The 18,646-nt window shown below is 68.1% G+C and carries 22 protein-coding genes; 10 read left to right on the forward strand and 12 right to left on the reverse strand.

The window, feature by feature from the left end; genetic code table 11:
- Nucleotides 1–23 precede the first annotated feature (23 nt).
- From ACWEH3_RS13155 to ACWEH3_RS13180, 6 genes are all read right to left on the reverse strand, one after another.
- Nucleotides 24–1,151 carry a glycosyltransferase gene (locus ACWEH3_RS13155; protein ID WP_450020357.1) on the reverse strand — a complete coding sequence of 376 codons (1,128 nt, stop codon included), beginning with the start codon at nucleotides 1,149–1,151 and terminating at the stop codon, nucleotides 24–26.
- Between the two features lie 93 nt (nucleotides 1,152–1,244).
- Complete coding sequence (locus ACWEH3_RS13160; protein WP_355075033.1) at nucleotides 1,245–3,062, reverse strand: putative bifunctional diguanylate cyclase/phosphodiesterase; 1,818 nt, start codon at nucleotides 3,060–3,062, stop codon at nucleotides 1,245–1,247.
- Nucleotides 3,063–3,129: 67 nt separating this feature from the next.
- Entirely contained in the window at nucleotides 3,130–5,265 is a 2,136-nt protein-coding gene (locus ACWEH3_RS13165; RefSeq protein ID WP_450020355.1) for an Rv1355c family protein, read from the reverse strand.
- The gene (locus ACWEH3_RS13170; protein WP_450020353.1) at nucleotides 5,255–6,028 is read right to left on the reverse strand and encodes a hypothetical protein; all 774 of its coding nucleotides are present in this window, start codon (nucleotides 6,026–6,028) and stop codon (nucleotides 5,255–5,257) included. The genes ACWEH3_RS13165 and ACWEH3_RS13170 overlap by 11 nt, the downstream gene beginning before the upstream one ends.
- Before the next feature lie 248 nt (nucleotides 6,029–6,276).
- On the reverse strand, nucleotides 6,277–6,711 hold the full coding sequence (locus ACWEH3_RS13175) for an effector binding domain-containing protein (protein ID WP_450020351.1): 435 nt from the start codon (nucleotides 6,709–6,711) through the stop codon (nucleotides 6,277–6,279).
- Complete coding sequence (locus tag ACWEH3_RS13180; RefSeq protein ID WP_039801088.1) at nucleotides 6,708–7,151, reverse strand: GyrI-like domain-containing protein; 444 nt, start codon at nucleotides 7,149–7,151, stop codon at nucleotides 6,708–6,710. Before ACWEH3_RS13180 ends, ACWEH3_RS13175 begins: the two co-directional genes overlap by 4 nt.
- Nucleotides 7,152–7,481: 330 nt before the next feature.
- Here ACWEH3_RS13180 and ACWEH3_RS13185 point away from each other — a divergent pair, with 330 nt between their 5' ends.
- Nucleotides 7,482–8,249, forward strand: coding sequence for a uracil-DNA glycosylase (locus tag ACWEH3_RS13185; protein ID WP_450020348.1), 768 nt, complete (start codon nucleotides 7,482–7,484; stop codon nucleotides 8,247–8,249).
- A gap of 30 nt (nucleotides 8,250–8,279) precedes the next feature.
- Here the strand turns inward: ACWEH3_RS13185 and ACWEH3_RS13190 are convergent, their stop codons facing one another.
- From ACWEH3_RS13190 to ACWEH3_RS13200, 3 genes are all read right to left on the reverse strand, one after another.
- A complete protein-coding gene (locus ACWEH3_RS13190; RefSeq protein ID WP_450020346.1) occupies nucleotides 8,280–8,513 on the reverse strand; it encodes a hypothetical protein in 234 nt (77 codons plus the stop codon).
- Nucleotides 8,514–8,598: 85 nt separating this feature from the next.
- A complete protein-coding gene (locus ACWEH3_RS13195) occupies nucleotides 8,599–8,781 on the reverse strand; it encodes a ferredoxin (RefSeq protein WP_450020344.1) in 183 nt (60 codons plus the stop codon).
- Nucleotides 8,778–10,247: a cytochrome P450 gene (locus ACWEH3_RS13200; RefSeq protein ID WP_450020342.1), complete on the reverse strand. Its 1,470-nt coding sequence runs from the start codon at nucleotides 10,245–10,247 to the stop codon at nucleotides 8,778–8,780. The genes ACWEH3_RS13195 and ACWEH3_RS13200 overlap by 4 nt, the downstream gene beginning before the upstream one ends.
- A gap of 101 nt (nucleotides 10,248–10,348) precedes the next feature.
- On the opposite strand from ACWEH3_RS13200, the gene ACWEH3_RS13205 reads away from it, so the two are divergent.
- Nucleotides 10,349–11,014, forward strand: coding sequence for a TetR/AcrR family transcriptional regulator (locus ACWEH3_RS13205; RefSeq protein ID WP_450020340.1), 666 nt, complete (start codon nucleotides 10,349–10,351; stop codon nucleotides 11,012–11,014).
- Here the strand turns inward: ACWEH3_RS13205 and ACWEH3_RS13210 are convergent.
- The gene (locus ACWEH3_RS13210) at nucleotides 10,944–11,624 is read right to left on the reverse strand and encodes a TetR/AcrR family transcriptional regulator (RefSeq protein ID WP_450020338.1); all 681 of its coding nucleotides are present in this window, start codon (nucleotides 11,622–11,624) and stop codon (nucleotides 10,944–10,946) included. The two genes, ACWEH3_RS13205 and ACWEH3_RS13210, sit on opposite strands and share 71 nt — an antisense overlap.
- Before the next feature lie 146 nt (nucleotides 11,625–11,770).
- Between ACWEH3_RS13210 and ACWEH3_RS13215 the strand changes: the two genes are divergently transcribed.
- From ACWEH3_RS13215 to ACWEH3_RS13235, 5 genes are all read left to right on the forward strand, one after another.
- Nucleotides 11,771–12,223, forward strand: coding sequence for a hypothetical protein (locus ACWEH3_RS13215; RefSeq protein WP_450020336.1), 453 nt, complete (start codon nucleotides 11,771–11,773; stop codon nucleotides 12,221–12,223).
- 126 nt (nucleotides 12,224–12,349) lie between these two features.
- The gene (locus ACWEH3_RS13220; RefSeq protein WP_450020334.1) at nucleotides 12,350–12,772 is read left to right on the forward strand and encodes a DUF2511 domain-containing protein; all 423 of its coding nucleotides are present in this window, start codon (nucleotides 12,350–12,352) and stop codon (nucleotides 12,770–12,772) included.
- A 210-nt stretch (nucleotides 12,773–12,982) separates the two neighbouring features.
- A complete protein-coding gene (locus ACWEH3_RS13225; RefSeq protein ID WP_450020332.1) occupies nucleotides 12,983–13,513 on the forward strand; it encodes a hypothetical protein in 531 nt (176 codons plus the stop codon).
- A gap of 178 nt (nucleotides 13,514–13,691) precedes the next feature.
- Nucleotides 13,692–13,814 carry a hypothetical protein gene (locus ACWEH3_RS13230; protein ID WP_450020330.1) on the forward strand — a complete coding sequence of 41 codons (123 nt, stop codon included), beginning with the start codon at nucleotides 13,692–13,694 and terminating at the stop codon, nucleotides 13,812–13,814.
- 1,058 nt (nucleotides 13,815–14,872) lie between these two features.
- Complete coding sequence (locus ACWEH3_RS13235; protein ID WP_450020328.1) at nucleotides 14,873–15,517, forward strand: HAD-IA family hydrolase; 645 nt, start codon at nucleotides 14,873–14,875, stop codon at nucleotides 15,515–15,517.
- Between the two features lie 206 nt (nucleotides 15,518–15,723).
- Here the strand turns inward: ACWEH3_RS13235 and ACWEH3_RS13240 are convergent, their stop codons facing one another.
- The gene (locus ACWEH3_RS13240; RefSeq protein WP_450020326.1) at nucleotides 15,724–16,059 is read right to left on the reverse strand and encodes a hypothetical protein; all 336 of its coding nucleotides are present in this window, start codon (nucleotides 16,057–16,059) and stop codon (nucleotides 15,724–15,726) included.
- Complete coding sequence (locus ACWEH3_RS13245) at nucleotides 16,056–17,342, reverse strand: hypothetical protein (protein ID WP_450020324.1); 1,287 nt, start codon at nucleotides 17,340–17,342, stop codon at nucleotides 16,056–16,058. Before ACWEH3_RS13245 ends, ACWEH3_RS13240 begins: the two co-directional genes overlap by 4 nt.
- A gap of 151 nt (nucleotides 17,343–17,493) precedes the next feature.
- Between ACWEH3_RS13245 and ACWEH3_RS13250 the strand changes: the two genes are divergently transcribed.
- The 3 genes from ACWEH3_RS13250 to ACWEH3_RS13260 are packed head-to-tail and all read left to right on the forward strand — an operon-like array spanning nucleotide 17,494 to nucleotide 18,356.
- On the forward strand, nucleotides 17,494–17,805 hold the full coding sequence (locus tag ACWEH3_RS13250; protein WP_450020322.1) for a hypothetical protein: 312 nt from the start codon (nucleotides 17,494–17,496) through the stop codon (nucleotides 17,803–17,805).
- Nucleotides 17,806–17,808: 3 nt separating this feature from the next.
- On the forward strand, nucleotides 17,809–18,033 hold the full coding sequence (locus tag ACWEH3_RS13255) for a hypothetical protein (RefSeq protein WP_450020320.1): 225 nt from the start codon (nucleotides 17,809–17,811) through the stop codon (nucleotides 18,031–18,033).
- Entirely contained in the window at nucleotides 18,030–18,356 is a 327-nt protein-coding gene (locus tag ACWEH3_RS13260) for a hypothetical protein (RefSeq protein ID WP_450020318.1), read from the forward strand. Before ACWEH3_RS13255 ends, ACWEH3_RS13260 begins: the two co-directional genes overlap by 4 nt.
- Nucleotides 18,357–18,646: the final 290 nt, after the last annotated feature.

The raw sequence follows: 18,646 nt of genomic DNA on the forward strand, positions 1-18,646 counted from the left end.
GACGGCCGCCGACCGGGACGCCGCTAACGACCCAGAACCGCGAGCATGCCCGCGACGGCTCGCGGCCAGGTGAATTGCTCGGCCCGGCTGCGCGCGGCGCTGCGCCGGCGGGCCTGGGGCATGGCCAGCACGTCGCTGACCGCCCGCGCGAACGCGGACGGATGGTCGGCGGCCACCGCGCCGCAGTCGGCGGTCACGATGTCGGCCAGCGCGGAGGATCGGCTCGCCACCACGGGCGTCCCCGCCGCGAGCGCTTCCAGCGCCGCCAGGCCGAAGGTCTCGTGCGGACCGGGCGCCAGCGAGACGTCCGCCGTGGCGAGCAGTTTGGCGACCATCGCGCGCTCGGCGATGAAGCCGGTGAAGTGCACGGCGGGCACCCCGCCCGGCAGCGGGGCCAGCGTGCGGGCCCGCCGCTGCAACGCGTCGCGGCGCGGGCCGTCCCCGGCGACGACCAATCGCGCCTCGATACCCGCCTCCCGCAACGCGCCGACCGCCTCGATGCTGCGATCCACCCGCTTCTCGACCGACAACCGGCCGCAGTGCACCAGCAGCGGATGACCCGGCACCCCCAGATCGGCGCGCAGCCTGCGATCGCGCCGGTGCGGGTTGAACAGATCGAGATCGACGCCGAGCGGGACCAGCTCCACGTTGCGCGCGTCGATGCGCAGGAACTCCTCGCGAGCGAAGCTTGTGGTGCACACGACGATGTCGTAGTCGGTGGCGGTGTGCCGGTTGGCCACGTCGGCGCAGCACCGCGCCACCGGGCCGGGCAGCACCTGTCCCAGCAGCCGGTCGAGCCGCTCGTGCGAGATCATCACGCCTGCCACGTCGCGCCGCCGCGCCCAGCGGCCGAATCCGCGCAGCGTCAGCCGGTCGGAGACCTCCAGCACGTCGGGCCGCAATCCGTCCAGGACGTCGGCCACCCGGCGAGGATCCGCGGCACGGTAACCCCCGGTCCACGGAATGGCCAACGCGGGCAGTGTGATCCGTACGACCCCCGTGGGCAGGATCTCCTCGGACCGGCGCGGGCCCGGCACGATCAGCACCACGTCGTGTCCCGCGGCGACGTAACCCTCGCCCAGATGGTGCAGCGCCGTGCGCAGCCCACCCGACCGCGGGCCGTAGAAGTTCGCAAGCTGAACTATGCGCACGTGGCCGATCGTGCAGCGGATCGGGTTACCCGCGCCCAACGGTGCGTGAACGGCCGTGAAAGAACCGGATAACCGGCGGCTGTTTCGGCGATCTCAGTGCGCGGGCAGCCCGCGCCCGGCCCGCGGAAGATCGAGATCCAGGGGGATCCGGCCCGCGGTGAGGTGCGTCTCGACCTGCTCGGCGGGCATCGGCTTCGCGATCAGAAAGCCTTGCGCGCGGTAGCAGCCGAGGCCCACCAAGGTGCGCGCGGCGACCGCCGTCTCGACGCCTTCCCCGACGACGCCGAGCCCGAACGAGCCGGCCAGGCCGATGATGGATTTCACGATGGCCAGATCGTCGGTGCTGGCGCCGAGCCGCTGCACGAAACCACGATCGATCTTCACCGCGTCCACCGGCAGCGCCTTCAGATGCGACAGCGAGCTGTAGCCGGTGCCGAAATCGTCGATGGCGATCTGCACGCCCATCCGCTTGAGTCCGCGCAGCGTGACCTGGGTCCGGGCCAGGTCCTGGACCACGACGTGCTCGGTGATCTCCAGGCACACCGAGCTGCCGTCGATGCCGAACAGGCGCAGGATGTCCTCGATCCGCTCGACGAAATCGAGGCTCACCAACTGCACCGGCGACACGTTGATCCGCATCACGACGTTGCCCGCCAGACCGCGCCTGCGCCATTCGGCGAATTGCGCGCACGCCGACCGGATCACCCAGCGGCCCAGTTCACCGGCCAGGTTGGTGGCCTCGGCGACGGTGACGAACGCGGCGGGCGGCAGCAATCCCCTGGTGGGGTGCAGCCAGCGAACCAGCGCCTCCAACGCGACGATGCGGCCCGTGCGCAGATCCACCTCGGGTTGGTAGTGCAGCAGCAGCGAGCCGTCCGACACCGCGCCGCGCAGGTTGAGCTCCACGTCGTCCTGGAGTTCGAATTGCGCGCGCATGGTGTCGGTGAACACCGCGACGCCGTTGCCGCCGCCCGATTTCGCCGACAACAGCGCGTGATCGGCGCGGCGCAGCACGTCGGCGACCGTCGTCTCACCGGGGAAGCCGAGCGCGACGCCGACGCTGGCGCCCCGGCTGACCGACTCGCCGCCGACGGTGACGCGCCGCGCGATCAACTGCTGGATGCGGTTCGCCTCGTACTCGGCGGCCACCGCGTCCATCGGCTTGGCGGGAACGATGACGAATTCGTCGCCGCCCAGTCGGGCGATCATGTCGTTCGGGTCCAGGTTCTCCCGCAGGCGCGTCGACAAGGTGCGGATGAAGTTGTCCCCTGCGGTGTGACCGAGGAAATCGTTGAGTGCTTTCAAGCGGTCCAGGTCGAGGAAGAAAGCGGCCACCGGGCCGGGGCTTCCCGCGCGTAATCGCTCCTCCATGTGCTCGAGCAGCGCGCGCCGGTTGGCCAGGCCGGTCAGGTCGTCGTGCAGCGCGATGTATCGGAGACGTTCCTCCGCGACCACCCGCGCTTGCAGTTGCGCGAACAGCGCCGCGATGGCTTTCAGCACGTTGAGTTCGCGATTGCTCCACTCCCGATCGCCCGACTTGACGAACCCGAGCACACCGGTCGGCTCGCCACGCGACATCAGCGGTACCGCCGCCGAGGTCACCCCGACGATGCCGGAGCCACGGCGCACGGTCTCCTGGTAGTCGGCGAATTCCGGGGTCGGGCGCGCGACCATCGGCTCGGTCGCGTTCTCCAGGGCGCGGAACACCGGGTCCGCGCCATCGAAGTAGATCACGCCGAGCGGATCGGGATCCGGAATGTTCTGCCGGTGCGGCCACTCGGCGATGAGCACGGTTGCCCGGCGTTCGCGGTCGGTGTGCCGCACGTAGCTGAAGTCCACGTCGAAGTACTCGACCAGTTGCGCGAGCACGCGTTCGGTCGCGGCGACCATGGTCGTGGCGTCCACACCCATGAGCTCAGAGGCGACCTGGGTCACCAACGAGTCGAGTGTCCGCCGTGGCACATTGTCTCCGATCGCGCTAACTACTGGTGTCCACACCGAGCACCGGACGCCGCCTGCTGCGTACGGTGGCGGCGGAGGCGTAGCTCAGGCGAAGCACCAACGCCATGGTCTCATGCTCAGGCACTTCCAGCAGGTCCAGGAAACGGCCCTGAAGTGACGTTAGTGTATCCGTGAAGTCGGGGGAAATCGCTGCAAGTTCCGCATGGCGTCGGGCGTAGAGGTATACCGGGGAAATCGGCTGCACGCACAATCCGAGGCGCTCGGCCCGCACCCAAACCCGCGCGACCGCCGCGCCCGCCGCCGCGTAGTCGGTCAATCGAGGGTCGGCCGCGTCGAATGTCACGGCCAAAATGGCGGAGCTGGACCGCACCCGGTCACCGGTGTATTTCCCCAGCGCCGCTCCACCCGACCAGGACCGCAACTGCGCCATGACGTCGGCGCGGGTGGTGATCTGGAATGCCGCCCATTCGTCGTCGGTCAGTTCCAGGCTGCGCGCATCGATTCCGGTCTCCGGCGCGTCGTCCGCCCAACGGACTTCGGCGAGCATTTCCTCGTATAAGCGGGGCGTGAGATAGCGGACCCGGTCGGAATCCCCCAGCAACCTCGCAGCTTCCTCGATGTCCTCCCGTTCCACGACGGCGCGCACATGCGCACCGGCCGATTCGGCGGCCGCCGCGAGCGCGTCGAGTACGCCATCCGCCAGCGGGGCCCCGGTGCCGACCCTGCGGTTGGTCTCGCGTCGCAGGACGGCGGGATAGTCGGCCGCCAGCTCGGCACTGCGATCGTTCCCCAGCCGCAAGCGGGCGACGAGACGACCGGACCCCGGCGCTCCTTCGACGAACTCGTGCGGGCCGAGGATTCCGTGCGCGGCCGCGGCGACCCGCGCGTTGTAGACGGCCGCGCCGAGCGCGACGGCGCTGCCGCGATAGCCGATGTCCATCGCCGTGCTGCACTCGGGCGCCAGCTCGATGGCGATGTCATCCGCGCAGGCCCGCAACGACCAAGGCTGCATGTTTCCCCCGGATGGAGCCCGTTGCGCGCAGGCGAGGACGCTATCGATGGGCCCGGTGACGGGCTCGGGCGGCGCCTCGGCCCACACCGGCTCGTCGTTCGGCGGCGGGTCGGCCAGCTCGTCGAGATGCCGTTCCACATCGATCCGGACGCGACCGGAATCCAGCTTCAGCCCCAGTCCGATGCGCCGCACGGCGGCGGCCACGCTCGCGGCGCCGAGGCCGACGTCACCGGCCAGCTGCGGCCAGCTGTTCACCGTCTCGCCGACTTCGACCAGGCTCGCGCCCAGCCGCGGCGACAGCCCGGAGGCGCCGAGCAGCTTCACCACGTACGGCGCCTTCGCCCGCGACGTCAACCCCCGCAAATCCCGGGCGCTGACTTCGCCGAGTAATCCGTGGAACGGGGGTCGGCGGGCTTCGAGATCGAAACGCTCGACGTCCAGCAAACCACGGTCACTGGTTTCCATCAGTACGGGAATGCGGTGCCGGGCCGCCGCCTCGCGAATCACGAGTTTAATATCGAGCGAATCGCACTCCTCGACCACGATCGCGAGGCCGTCCAGGAATTCGTCCACCGAATTCTCGTCGACCCCGGTCTCGAAGATCTGCACCGGGAGATAAGGGTCCAACTCGGCGATACGGCGTGCGGTTACCACCGCTTTGTTGACGCCGATGTCGAACAGCGTCCCGGCGACCCGGTTGAGATTCGACAACTCGATATCGTCCAGGTCCGCCAAGCGCAATCCCCCGCAAATACCCTCCATGGCGAGCAGATGCGCGATCGCGTGCCCGGCGCTTTGTCCGATGATCCCGATCGTGCGTTCGGCCAGAAGGTCCTGTTCGGCCCTGGTCAGTTTGTTCCGATTACGATCCAGCCGGATCATCCGGAAAGTACGCGGCCCCGGCAATCCGACCACCGCGGCGCGCCACGGATAGTAGATCCAGCGATCCGCTTCCGGCCCCTCCGGGATATCGGGTGCGGCAACCATTCTGCTGTATTCGGCGCGCAACGACGCACGCAGATCGAGGATTTCGATGCGCGGGTCGGCGCGCAGCGCGGCGAGTATCCGCGCGTCCTCCGGATCGGCGGGGTCGATGATCAGCGGCCGGTGGTCCGCCGCTCGGCTCCGGTCATCGCCCATATCCGCGCCGGCCCTCCGTCGGCCGCCCGATCCCGCATCGCATATCGGGCGTACGCGCGGTCGACAGACCGAGCGCGTCCTGTTCGCGCTGGGTCAGGGATCGCTGCGCTTCCTCGGCCGACGCGGCATAGCACCGGGTATCCCACCACAGCGGAACGGTTCGGTAGCGCTCGTCCGGATACAGCACCGCGGGAATGTGCTCGGCCGCAACCGCGCCGCACGCCTGGTGGCGGGCCACGGTGAAGGAGGCCACCGTCGCGAAGCCGTAGCGGGCGCCGAGCAGGCGCGCGCCGTGCAGCACGGTGCGCGAGATCGCCGCGCTCAGTTCGCTCCGGTTGGCGGCATCGCGAGCGACCCACGCGCCTTTGGCCTCGATCACGCCCTGCGGTATCCGGTCGGCGATCATTTGCCGCAAGTCGTCCGCGCCCGGCTGACCGGCCCATTCGACCAGCGCGTGCGCCTGCCGCGCATCGATGTAGGGACCTTGCATCCGCACCCCGGCGACCATGTCGCCGTCGGCGGCGAGCGCGGCGAAGAACAGCGCCGAGGACGCACCGTCGGCGACCGTTTCGTATTCGAGCGCGTGTTCGACTCCGAAATGCCGGTAAACGTCACGGGCCCCGTGCAGATACCGGTCCCATAGTTCCGGCTGCCCGCCCGGTTCGGAGACAAAGAACGCACACCCGGATTGCGCGTCGTAATACCGTCGCACTCCCCGCCCACGGGAGTTCCTCGGCACGACTGCAATCAGATCCACAGTCATGTTGTTCCTACTCCATCGCCGCGCTGCCATGCGCGATAGTCCAGCCCGATGCAGCCCCCCGCGGCCCCGAGCCGAGACGAAGTTGCCCAGGGCAGTATCCGTCATCGGACAGGAATTGACCAGCCGTCCGGCTAATCTTCCGAAAACTCTGCGGTACACGCCATATTTTCGCAGGTCAGAACTGGCGTATTCGAAATCGGAAATAACATGGAGACCAGTCGGTCCGGGGTCAGTTACCGATTGGCAATTTAAACGAGGATAGAAATGAACAACTCGACCGATTCCGGGCCGTGCCAGATCTCGATCTCTTCACGGTAGGCCCGGGTGATCTCGGCGGACGCCGTCGCGTCGTCGACCTGCGCCCAGACGTCCTCTACCGGATCGTGATAGTCGCCGTTGGGCGCGAACCGGGCATAGACGCCTTTCGGGACCCGCACCAAGACGTCACCCACCGGCACCGCGTCCGGCTCGGGGTACTCGAAACAGACCACGGCGTTGTAGTTTCCGGCCGGGTCCGGCACGTACACCGTGTACATCGGACGGTCCACGCCATCCCGGTCCCGCAAGCGGTCCTTGAGGAACTCGATGAGGTCGCTGTTGCTGACCTTGAAGCTCGGGCGCACGCGCGGGACGACCAGCCCGCCGTAGACCGCCTCGGCACGCACCACGATCGCATAACTCATCGCGCGTCGACCGCCAGGTACAGATCGATCTTGTAGGCGTGCGGGTAGCACTCGAAATCGCCGGTGTAGGTCCGCTTGATCTGGTTGTGTTCCTCGGCGTAGGCGATCTGCGTCCACAGGTCGGTCATCACCTGCGGGAAGTTACCGACCGAGGAGAACCGTGCGTAGGCGCCGCGCGGCAGCCGGGCGACCAGGTGACCGCGGGTCACGTCGTCGAAGGACGCGCACTGATAGCCGACGATCTGGGTGTTGTACGTGCCCAGCTCACCGGTGTAGTCGGTGTAGGCGCTGGCCAACGGGCCGCCGAGTTCCTGGTGCAACACCGCCGCCCAGGCGGCCTCCAGATCCCGGTCACGCAGTTCCCCGAGCGCACGTTTGGGGCTGCGTACCGGCAGCCCGGCAACCCACGTCTCGTCCCGCTCGACGATCTCAAACTGCATGGAAAGACTCTTTCGAAAGAAGCCGGAGGTGAACCACCGCATCCGGTCGGTCGGAAACGCCATGCTACCAACCCCGACCGGGTGGTACCGATCACATATCGCGCCCGGCGGCCGCGCGATCACCCCGCTGAACTGGACAGACGTCCGAGGCGGTACCGTCCGGACGGGACCGATCACCGATCGACGGCACCGGCCGGTCGCGTCGGCGCACCATGGGCACGATCGCCCGGTTCGTCCCTCCCCTGGCACCACCGAAGGGAGTTCTGATGCACGAGACACCGATCTCCGACCGACACCGCCCCGCCCTCGGGCGCCCCACGGTATGGGCCTATGCCACCGCCTCTTACGGCCGGTGCTGACGTGTGCCGGACCATCGCCGAACTCGACGCGGCGGTCGCCGACTGCTTCGCCTGCCCGCGTCTGGTCGCCTGGCGCGAGCTCGTCGCGCGACAGAAACGCGCCGCCTTCCGCGACCAGACGTATTGGGGCCGCCCCGTGCCCGGCTTCGGTCCGGCGGACGCGCGGATGCTGCTCGTCGGACTCGCGCCCGCGGCGCACGGCGGCAACCGCACCGGCCGCATGTTCACCGGCGACCGCAGCGGCGATGTGCTCTTCGCGGCGCTGCACGCGGTCGGTCTGGCCAACCAGCCGACCGCGATCAGCGTCGACGACGGCCTGCGGCTGCACGGCGTGCGGGTCACCGCTCCCGTGCACTGCGCGCCGCCGGACAACAAGCCGACGCCGGAGGAGCGAGATCGCTGCGGGCACTGGCTGGCGACCGAACTGCGACTGCTCACGCCCACCGTCCGCTCGGTGGTGGTGCTCGGCGCGTTCGGCTGGCAGGCACTGCTTCCGGTGCTGGCCGAAGCGGGCTGGGCCGTGCCGCGCCCGCGACCGAAATTCGGCCACGGCGCGCACGTCGAACTGGCCGCCGCCGAGGAGGGCCGCAGTCCGCTGCACTTGTTCGGCTGCTACCACGTCAGCCAGCAGAACACCTTCACCGGACGACTCACTCCGGCCATGCTCGAGGCGGTGCTGGCCGAAGCGGCGCGGGTAGCGGGGCTCGAGGTGCGGCGAAGCCACGCGCCGCGCGGGTGATGGGTCGCGCATCGCCGCTCGGCAGCGGGTTCAGACGTGATCGACCAGGGCCGGATGACCCGCTTCGTGGGCGCAATGCGCGCAGCAGAAGTAGTCTCCACGCGCCTCCACACCGTGCCCGACGATCCGGCAGGAACAGTGCGTGCAGGTCGGGGCCATGGCGGTGATCGCGCATTCGAAGCTGTCGAAGGTGGCGGACTGGCCGTCGCGGATGATGGTGAACGTCTTGTCGTACTCGTTTCCGCACGTATCGCAGGTGGCCATGAGATGTGGTCCTCTCGCGTCGATGGGCTCGAATATCGCAGTTCGCGGTACCCAGCGCCGCGGACGCGAAACGAGCCGGGAGACCTCAGCCCAACCGCAGCGCCGCGACCGGGCAGCTGTCGACGACGAGCTCGAGCAACTCCCGATCGCTCGTGACGGTGTCGGGCGGGACGACGATCCCGTCCGCGCCGACCCGGAACAGATCGGGCGCCAGCGCTTCGCACATGCCGTGCCCCGCGCAGACGAAACGGTCGGCGATGATCCTCATCGGACGATCCGCTCCAGCCGGATGGGCAAACCATCGGCGGGCACCGGTCCGGTGCCGGCGACCAGTGGCAGCTGGTAGCCGTCCGGCACGCTCCAGCGATACCGCAACAGCATTTGATGCACTACGGCTTTCACGGTCATGCCGCCGAAGTAGAGGCCGATGCACTTGTGCGCCCCGCCGCCGAAAGGCGCCCAGGCGAAGCGGTGCGATCTGTCCTCACGACGGTGCTCGGCGAAACGTTCCGGGTCGAAGGTATCGGGATCGTTCCAGTACTCCTCGTTGCGCATCAGCCCGTACGTGCCACAGAGGATGAACGTCCCCTTCGGCAGGTAGTAGCCGAGGATGTCGGCGTCGGCGATGGTTTCGCGGACCTGCTGGGCCACCGGCGAGTAGACCCGCAGCGCTTCCTTGAACGCCAGATCGAGCGAGGGCAGGCGGTCGAGATCGTCGTAGTCCAGCGCGGGCTTGCCCGACGCGACGGATTCGGCGCGCAGCCGCTCCTGCCATTCGGGGTGCCTGCCGAGTTCGTAGACGAGCATGGACGCGGCGATGGTGCTGGTGTCGTGGGCCGCCATCATCACGAAGATCATGTGCTCGATCACCTCGGCGTCGGTGAAGGTCTCGCCGTCGGCGGTGCGGGCCCGGCACAGCACGCTGAACAGATCGCTGCCGCCGCCCGCGCGCTTCGCGGGCAACTCGCGGCGGAAGTGCTCCTCGAGCACCCGGCGGCCACGCACGCCGCGGGCCCACACACCGCCCGGCACGTTCGCCCGGATCAAGGCGGCCCCGCCGCGCACCGCGTCCTCGAAGGCGCGCTCCAATCGGGCTGAGCTCGCGCCGGATTCGGCGCCCGCGAAGACTTCGGTGGCCTGCTGGAGCAGCAGTTTCTTGATCGCCCGGTAGACCGGGAAATCCTCGGCGGCCTCCCACTGCGCGATGCCGCGGGTGATCCGAGGCGTGGTCAGGTCGAGGTACCCGATCAACCGCGGCCGCGTGAAGGCCTGCTGCATGACGCGCCGATGGAAGAGGTGGTCGTCGAAATCGCGCAGTAGCAGACCCCCGCGGAAGAACGGGCCGATCAGCCACTCCCAGCCGCGCTGCGCCGACAACACCTTGTCGCGGTCCAACATCACCGCCTCGTAGCCCTCCGGACTGCCGAAGGTGACCATGCGCCGACCGAGCATGCCGAACCATTGCACCGGGCCGAAGCGGTCGAAACGCGTCCGCGCGAAGTGAATCGGGTCGGCCAACGCGTGCAAGGTGTATCCGATGCCGGGGAGCCCGAAGTCACCGAGCACCGGTTTCAGTCCGCTGCCCGGCGGCGGATCGGCCAGCGGCCGCACCGGCGCCGGGTAATGCGCGACCGCTCGCGCGGCCGCGCGCTGCGCGTGCCACGCCCAGGTGGTCCGCGCCTGGCGGATCGTGCCGGAGATCTCATCGAACGACTGGGGCACAAGCAGACTCATGACGATCTTCCCTTCGCGACGCTGCGATAGTCCGACGATAGAGGAAACCATCGTTTCCGTAAACGGTTGTTTCCCAATTTCGGCTGTGCCAAGCTGGCGTAGTGACCCGTACCGTCAGCGGCACCTACCGCGGAGCCTCCACGGCCGAGCGCCGCGAGGACCGGCGCAGGCGGTTGCTCGACGCCGCCCTCGACATCATCGGCACACAGGGACTGTCGGCGTTGACCGTGCGCGGGGTGTGCGAACAGGCCAGGGTCGGCCCGCGCTTCTTCTACGAGGCGTTCCCCGACCGCGATGCGCTGGCCTCCGGGGTGCTGGTGGAGATCCAGCAGGCGGCGCTGGACCGGGCGAAGGCCGCCATCGCCGAGACCACGGGCACGCCCGCCGACCGGATCCGCGCCGGAGTGGCGGCCCTCATCGTCGAACTCACCGACGATCCGCGACGCGCGAAAGTGGCGTTCGCCCAGACCTACGGCGATGAGGCGCTCATGCGCAGCCGGTTCGCGGGCATGCGCCAGGTCGCCGACGTCATCATCGAGCAGACCCGCCTGGTGCTCGAGCTGCCCGAAGGGCAGGACACCGCGATCGCCGCGACCTCCCAGCTGATCACCGGCGGCGCGGCCGAACTGGTTCTCGTCTGGCTGGACGGGGGGCTCGACGTCGACCGCGACGGGCTGATCGCGCTGCTGGCCGATTTCACCGTGGCGATGCTGGATCGGCTGCCCGCGGTCGCCGGACGACTGTCCGGCCGCACACCAGATTCCTGATCAGCGACGACATCAGCGGCTCGCGCAACCCGGGCAGCGCGGCGAAGTCCCCCGCGACGACTCGGTTGGTAGCCAGCGAGACGACCGCGCCGATCACCGCCTCGCCCGCCAGCTGCTGATGCGGGCGCGTCGCGCCGAGCGCCTCGGCGAAACCGTCCACCAAAGCCGCCTGGGTCGCCAACCGCCGCTCCAGCACCGGCCTTCCCACCGCGTACACCTCCACCAAGAAGACCTTCGCCACCTGTGGTTCTTGCGCGAGAGTGGAGAAGTAGGCGTCGAGTGCCCGATCGATCCGCTCGAGCGGCGTGCCGTCAGCGGTGAGCGCGCCCGTGATCCTGGTCATCACGATCTCCACGGCCATGTCGTAGGCGGCGAGGAAGCACGCCTCCTTGTTCGCGAAGTGCTGGTAAAAGGTCATCCGGGACACCTCGGCCCGCTTCAGCACGTCCGCCACCGTCGCCGCCGCGTAGCCCTTGTCCGCGGCCGCCTCGATCATCGCCACCAGCATGCGGGCCCGCTGCGCGGCCACCACCTCTTCCGGCGCGATCCCGTGATTGCCGCCGTGCAGTTTCCCGCCGGCCCGAGCCTTCAGCAACGATCCTCGCTCCACACTCCGATGCTATGCGTGCGCGCGCCGGTCGCGTATCGGGTCGACACGCGACGACGTGCCGCGCGATCGAACCGCGAACGCCGACGAACGGGGCACAATGACCGTCCGAGAGTGCTCGATTCGACGAAGAAGGAGCGTGATCGGCAGTGCGAAACAGGCAGTTGGTCGGACGAAGCGCCCTGATCGCGGCGCTGTGCGTGGGCGGGTTCGCGGCGTCGGCGGGTCCGGCGACCGCGGACGAACCCGCATTCGTGAACATCGGAGTAATCCGCACCTTCGGCGACACCTGCTACGGCGAAGGCCGAGCGGGCGTCTCCTCGCCCGCCGGAATGCCCGGGGCGGCCCGTTTCGGCATCAGCTTCGTCAGCAACACGCCGACGGGCATGCCGTGCACCTTTACGGCGTTCGCCAATTGGCGCAACCTCGACACCGGCGCGGCAGGCACGGTGGCCGTGCCCGTCAGCGACAAGACCGCTCGGAATCAGCCGGCCGCGACCGTCTTCGCCGCCTTGCCCACCGGCCCAGGTCGAGTGCGGGTCGACGTGACCACCGACTATCCGCACGTAGCGGCTCCGCCGGTCGAGATACGGATCAGCTGAGCGGCGGTTGCGCCCGCCACGTCCCCGCTTCACAGCCGCGTCCGATATGGTTGGCGCCGAGTCGTTTTCGGCCAATTGGCTGCTCGTCTAGCGCCTGGGGACGGCGTGCCGCAAAGGGGGAACACTGTGTCAAAGGAAACCGCTGCTCTCGATACGGGGGCAAGGTATCGCGCGCGAATACTGGTCGTCTGCGCCATCGCCGGTGCGTTGGCGACCTCGGCATGCGGCGGCGGATCAGGCCCGAAGCATCCCGCGCACGCCACGCCGTCTCCCCTGCCCCCGCCCACCTCCAGCAGCCAAGCGGTAGGCAGCGAGAACATGGGTTATCTGTGGCCACTCACCGTCGACCACGGCACCCTGGAATGCCGCCCCGGCGATGTCGCCGTGTTCATCGCCCCGGACGGCACCGGCTACGCCTTGAACGACAACGCCTCCAATGCGGGATTCGCCGACATCGAATCCCTTCGCGCCACCGGCGCGGGCGGCGACAAGATCAGCCTCGGAGCCCTGCGCAGCAAGACCCTCGGACTCTGCCATCTGCCCGGCTGATCATCACCCTGTGCCTACTTTTCCTGCCCCCATGTTCCGCGAATCGAGACGGAACATGCCGATGCGCGGGCAGTGCCCGGCTCCTAGACTGGGGAACTGCGGCACGGTCGACCGTCGAAGCGCCAGGGCGATTCCGCGATCGGCACAACACGAAGTCCCTATCCAGCAAGGGCCGTCTACCCACGGCCCGTCCCGATGGAGGAGGGCCGCATGCCCGACTCGTTCCACATGCGCGTCTGTCTGCTCGGCCACGGCTGCGTCTGCCCGACGGTCACCCTGTTCCTCGCCCCGGAGCCACTGCTTCCCGGCGGCAATATGTTGCACCTGCTCGAACAAACCCCGATCGCCGAGGACACCGGAACACCGAGCGTCGATCCCGAGCTGATCGACGTGGTCGAGAGCGAGCCCGCAGGTCCAGCGCTGCGGGCCGAAGTCCACCGATTCCGCTCCGGCCGCCCCGACCCGCACCGGATCCACGACATCCTGCACGACCACCACATCACCGACGCCGCACCGATGGGCCTGGAAGTCACCGACCCCACCGAACTCACCCGCCTGGCGCTGCTCCCCGAGCACCCGATCGGCTACCGCCGCATCGACGACTTCCAGCAGGAAGCTATCGCCCGCGCCATGCTCGCGGTCTATCGCCTCTTCGAAGTCGATCAGCGAGTGCGCCTGATGTACCACGGTTACTCCGACCCCGGCACGGGATGGTTCGCACTGCGAACCGCCACCGCCTGAGACGGCTGGCAGGCGCGGGATTCCTCGGCGCTGCCAGGTATCAGAACCACCTCCTCCCCTTCGGCCCTGCGATGCGGTCGGCGCCGATTCCAGCCCGCTCGGCCACACGCTGCGCCTGCTGACCACGTTCCGATGCGATCACCCGCCGAGCCGATTCCGCGGTCCGACGACCGACGTCTTGCCCGAGTTCGCGCACCTGCACGGCCCGTTCGGAATCGCGCAACTGCCGCATCTGCTCGGGGGCGGCAAGCTGTACTTCCGCAGCGCTCCGGCCTGCACGACAACAGTTCCCGCGACGTGATCGACCGGGGAGCGGCGACTCGAACCGAAGACGCACACCGCGTTGATCACCAAGACGACGATCGCGATCAGCCACAGCACGAAGGACAGACGAACTGGGCCGCCAATAGCGCGATGCAGGCGCACGAGTACAGCCCGAGGTCGGTCATCGTGCCCACGAAAGCGCGCCGCGCCGCCTGCCCCCGCCGCAGTCGGTCCTCGCCGCCGCGCACCGACCCACTCGGAGATCGAGCAAGACTTTGCCCAAAGTGCGTCGTCGCCAAGCCAATTCAGCGCACTGATAAACGAACGTGGCCACGGTCAACGCGCCGAACGCTTCGATGATGTCTTGCCCGCGCCACCCCAGTTCCCATTCGACTGAATCACATCCCACACGGGTCCAGCGAGATCCGCCCAGCCCGAAAGGTTATCGGCGATCCGATAAGTGCGTCACCGCCCCTAACAACACCGCCAACCCCAGCACGAGACCGAAATCCCCCCAAGCCGCCGACCGCCGCTCTGCCGGAACCAGGTCCCCAGCCTCCTGACTGTCGACCATCCCGAGCACCTCGACACGGCGCCCGCTCCGGGGCGGCTCCGGCACGAATCGTCGCAGCTCACAACGTTGTTCCGGTATCCTTTGTTCGACCGACGGTCAGCGAGCCGCCCAGGTTCGATCGCGTTTCGACCACGCCGCCCACGGGCCCGACGGCAGCTCCTGAAGCACCGCGCATTTCCGAGAATGACAAGCGCCGAATGGTATTCGTGCGCGGGCTGTCAGCCGACCTCGGTGAGTGATCTCGACTCCGACACCGGTGAGACCTGCGGACGGCACTTTGTGGAGCGGATCACCAAGGCCCGTCCCGAGTGGTACCCCGACGTACCCCTTGGTAGGTTTCGGCTTGTTCGCGCAGCGTCGCGCACCACCTCCAGCCTTTGACTCGCGGAACCTTCCTTCGATCCACAGTTCGCACGCCTCTTCCGTCATGGAAGGAGGCGGGAATCGTCATACCCACGGCATCCCCTCATGCCTGCCTCCGCAGGCGTGGCCGTCCGTCCCATCAAGCCTTGGAGCAACCGGTGATAACTGCACTACCGCACCAGTCCGTGGAACTCGACGCGGTCATCTTCGACTACAACGGCGTCATCGGCCTGCAGCCCACCGTTCCCATGTGGAGCGAGCTCGCCGAACTCGCCGGATGGCACGCAGACCAGCTCGAACTCTTCCAAAATGCTTTCTGGAGCGCCCGCGAACCCTACGATTCCGGCGACTTCGACGACACGGACTTCTGGACCACCGTGCTCGGCCATCGCCCGGACCCGGAACTGCTCACCCAGTTGCGCGCCGTCGACACCGCGCTGTGGACCCGGACCGACGACCGCGTCGTAGCCCTCCTCCACCATGCCCGTCGGGCAGATCTCCCGATGGTGCTGCTCTCCAACGCACCCCACCCGGTCGGCGATGCCCTCGACGCCTCCGACTGGCGCACCCTGATGACCGACGCCCTCTACTCGGCCCGCCTCGGCATGAACAAACCCCACCCCGACACCTACCGAAACGCCCTCGCCGCGACCGGATTTCGCGACCCCAGCCGCGTCCTGTTCGTCGACGACCGCGCCGACAACTGCCAAGCCGCCGCAAGCCTCGGCCTACGCACCCTCCACTACACCGGCTCCCCCGCCGATATCGAGGCGCACCTCCGCGTCACCACCATCGCCGCGTAGGTCCCCGCGGGTTCGCACAGAATCTCCGGCACCGGCACAGCACCACTCGGTGGCGGACACGAGCTTGGACAGCCGCCACACAGAAGCAAAAGGCGAGTGCTCTTACACGAGCACTCGCCTTTGGCGGAACTAAGGGGAATCAAACCGGCGTCCCGCACAGCTTGGATGCGAGCGCGGGTCTCGTTGTTGGAGCTGCGGCTGATCCACTACTTCGCCGAGCGCGGCTGACCGAGCAAATACTCCCGCATGTGCGGCGATCCCGTCCGCGCGGTCTCGATGATGGTCACGGCCTCGCGCCCGGTCAGCCCCAGTCGCTGCGCCAGCTCGACCGGTACGACGTTGTCGTCGCCGACGAGTTCGCAGAGTAGCCGGTTACGCGCCTGCTCTGCGGCGTGCACTTCTTCCCGGGCCTGCTTGAACCGATCGGACCGCGAGGGGGCGCGGCCGCCCTCGCTGCGTGCGAATACTTCGCCGGTGCCGAGTAGCGCGGCCTTGGCGCGCTCGATTCGCGCCAACACCTCGGCTTCCTGCTCCGCGCTCATATCATCACGATATCCCGAGCCGCGAGGCGCGCGTCCAGCTCACGGACCGGCGGCGAACCCGCCCACGGCGACAACACTCGGCGGCCGTCCCGGATCGCAGCTGCCAAGCGAGGTGACCGGCATTGCGCGGTGAGGTCGGCAGCGTCGCCGACAGTGTTCGCGGCCTCGTTCACCTCGCCGAGCTGGACGAGGGACCGCTGCAACTCGAGCAGCGATATCGCCCGATCACGCACGTACTGCGGCTGCATGAGGCTCAGCGCCTGTCGTGTCGCCGCTACCGCACTTCGAGCTTCGCCCAGGATCGAGAGGCAGTTGCCGCGATAGGAGTGCATCATCGCCTCCGACACGAAGTAGGCGCGCGATCGCGAAGGGTGGCACGGCTCCACGCCAGCGATAGCCTCGTCGGCCTCGTCCAGCGCGACGAGACACGCCTGCCGCTGTCCGGCGACGGCGGCGGCCTCGGCCGCGCGCATCGCGACATACGCACGCAACGGCGCATCCTCGCTCTGGGCGACCCAGCTTCGAGCGGCGACGGCATGGTCGACGGCGACACGTGGGCGGCGCTGCCAGATGGCGAGCTGAGACAGGTGGCACAGCATGTACGCGCCGAGGTCGGCGTCCTCGGCCTCGTGCGCTGTCTCGCGCGCCAGCTGGTAGAGCCGCGCGGCGGTGTCGTACTCGCCCGAGTCCCACGCCAGACACCCTGCGAAGCCGGTCCATTCGGCATACAGGGCCAGCGCTGCGGAGCGCATCACGACAGGGCAATCGATCAACATGGCCTCGACGAGTTGCTGTTGAGCGATCACGAGTCCCTGCGCGGCAGGCGACCCGAGCATGTCGTCGAGCTGCATCGCCGAGTAGAGAGTGCTCCGCACAACTTCCAGCGCGGCAGCGTCCGGACGGCCCGCGCCGGACATCAGCCAGCGGGCACGCTCGGCGTCGCCGATGCCGAGCACCGCCAGCCCACCGGCGCCGAGCGCTCCTACCTTGAACAATTGCCGCCGATCCACGTCGTTCTCCTCGTTCGGGTGTAGCCGCGCGCGGAACGCCGCTACGACCTCCGCTGGTGCAAGAGACAGCGTCGTATCGAGCACTGCTTGATACGCCGGACGGATTGATCGCCCGGCTTCCCAATGCTTAACCGTGCGCTCATGGGCACCCAACTTGCGGGCCCAATCTGCCTGGCTCAATCGGAAAGCATCGCGCAGAGCGCGGCTTTCCTTACCAGTCCACTCTCTGACGCTAACCATGTTGTCTCCCAAGACGAAGTGGCCGCGACTCACTGTGCACCACAACGCCCCCACTGGTCCACCAAACCGCCACCGAAGCGCCACCGCCGTCGCCCCGAAGCTATTTCCGGCCCCGACGCCGGGAGACGCCGTCTGAAGATCCTCGGCGCCGGGTGCCTACCAACCCACTAGCAGCGAGGACGGTATGACCGCAAAGGTGATCGGGTTCCTGCGGAAGGATTTGGCAGCCGACCCGCAGCGAGAAGAAACGACGATCCGCGAACTGGCCGAGCAAGTCGGCTACACGGTCGTCGAGACGCTCACACCCGGCGAAGAGACCGAGCCCGAGACTGGCACGTTGCTGCTCGCCAAAATTCACGGACACCGCCTCGCGGCGGTAATTATCGCGGATCAGCGCTACATTCCACCGCCGATGATGGACGAAATCACTGCTGTCTGCGGCGTGGTCACTCCCCTCCAGATCATCCCGGCCCACGTCCAAAACCCGGAGGGATGAGCGATGGAACATCAGCCCTCGGCCGAACTGGAAGCCACAATCGCCATCTTCACAGCCGACGACGCCGCGAAACTTGCTATCGCCCGCTCCGAAGGCCCGATCTGGATGGCCGTCGACAAGCCGCAGACATGGGCACTGGTCGATGAGTACGGCACTCGAGGAGACGAGTTCACGATCATCGGCCCGGCTTTCAGTGCGCCGGAGCTCCGCAAGGGTGATGCCGAGTGAACGGGTGGGTCATCTTCGCGATCGGGCTCAGCGCCGCACTGCTGGTGATGGCGCCCGTGGTTGCGGCCTCGATGTGGTGGCAGGTTCCCGTCGACCCCGACACGGTCAAGGCGCGCGTGGCCGAGCGGCGGATGGATAACACGTTGTGGGCCGCAGGGTTTCCGCACGATGCGCCCGATCGAGAACTCGGTGTCCGGGAGGCGCACCAGACGATGCAGCGGCACCGCAACTGCGATGTCGCGTTGTGCCGGCGGAAGAGAGCGGCTTGGCAGACGCTCATCGACGCGAAGCGGATCCGCCCCGACGCATCTCGCCAGAGATAGGCAGAGGTGCCCAGACGCCCACCGGATAGGCGGGCCGATTTCGCTCCCCAGAGCGCGGGAGCTCAGAAGTAACGGAGGGAATCATGACCATCCAAGCTCGAATCAGAACTGCGGCTGTGGTGTGCGCGGCGGCCGCCGCGATGTTCGTCGGCGGCGCGATACTGCCCACAGTCACCCCGGTCGCCAGCGCCGGACCGTGCTTGTTCGGACACGTCGACCCGAAGAACGACAACTCGGCGTGCCGAGGGTCGGACGCTGCGAACTGGCCCGAGTCGGAGAAGACAGCCGAC

This window comes from Nocardia sp. NPDC004718 (genome assembly GCF_053601535.1).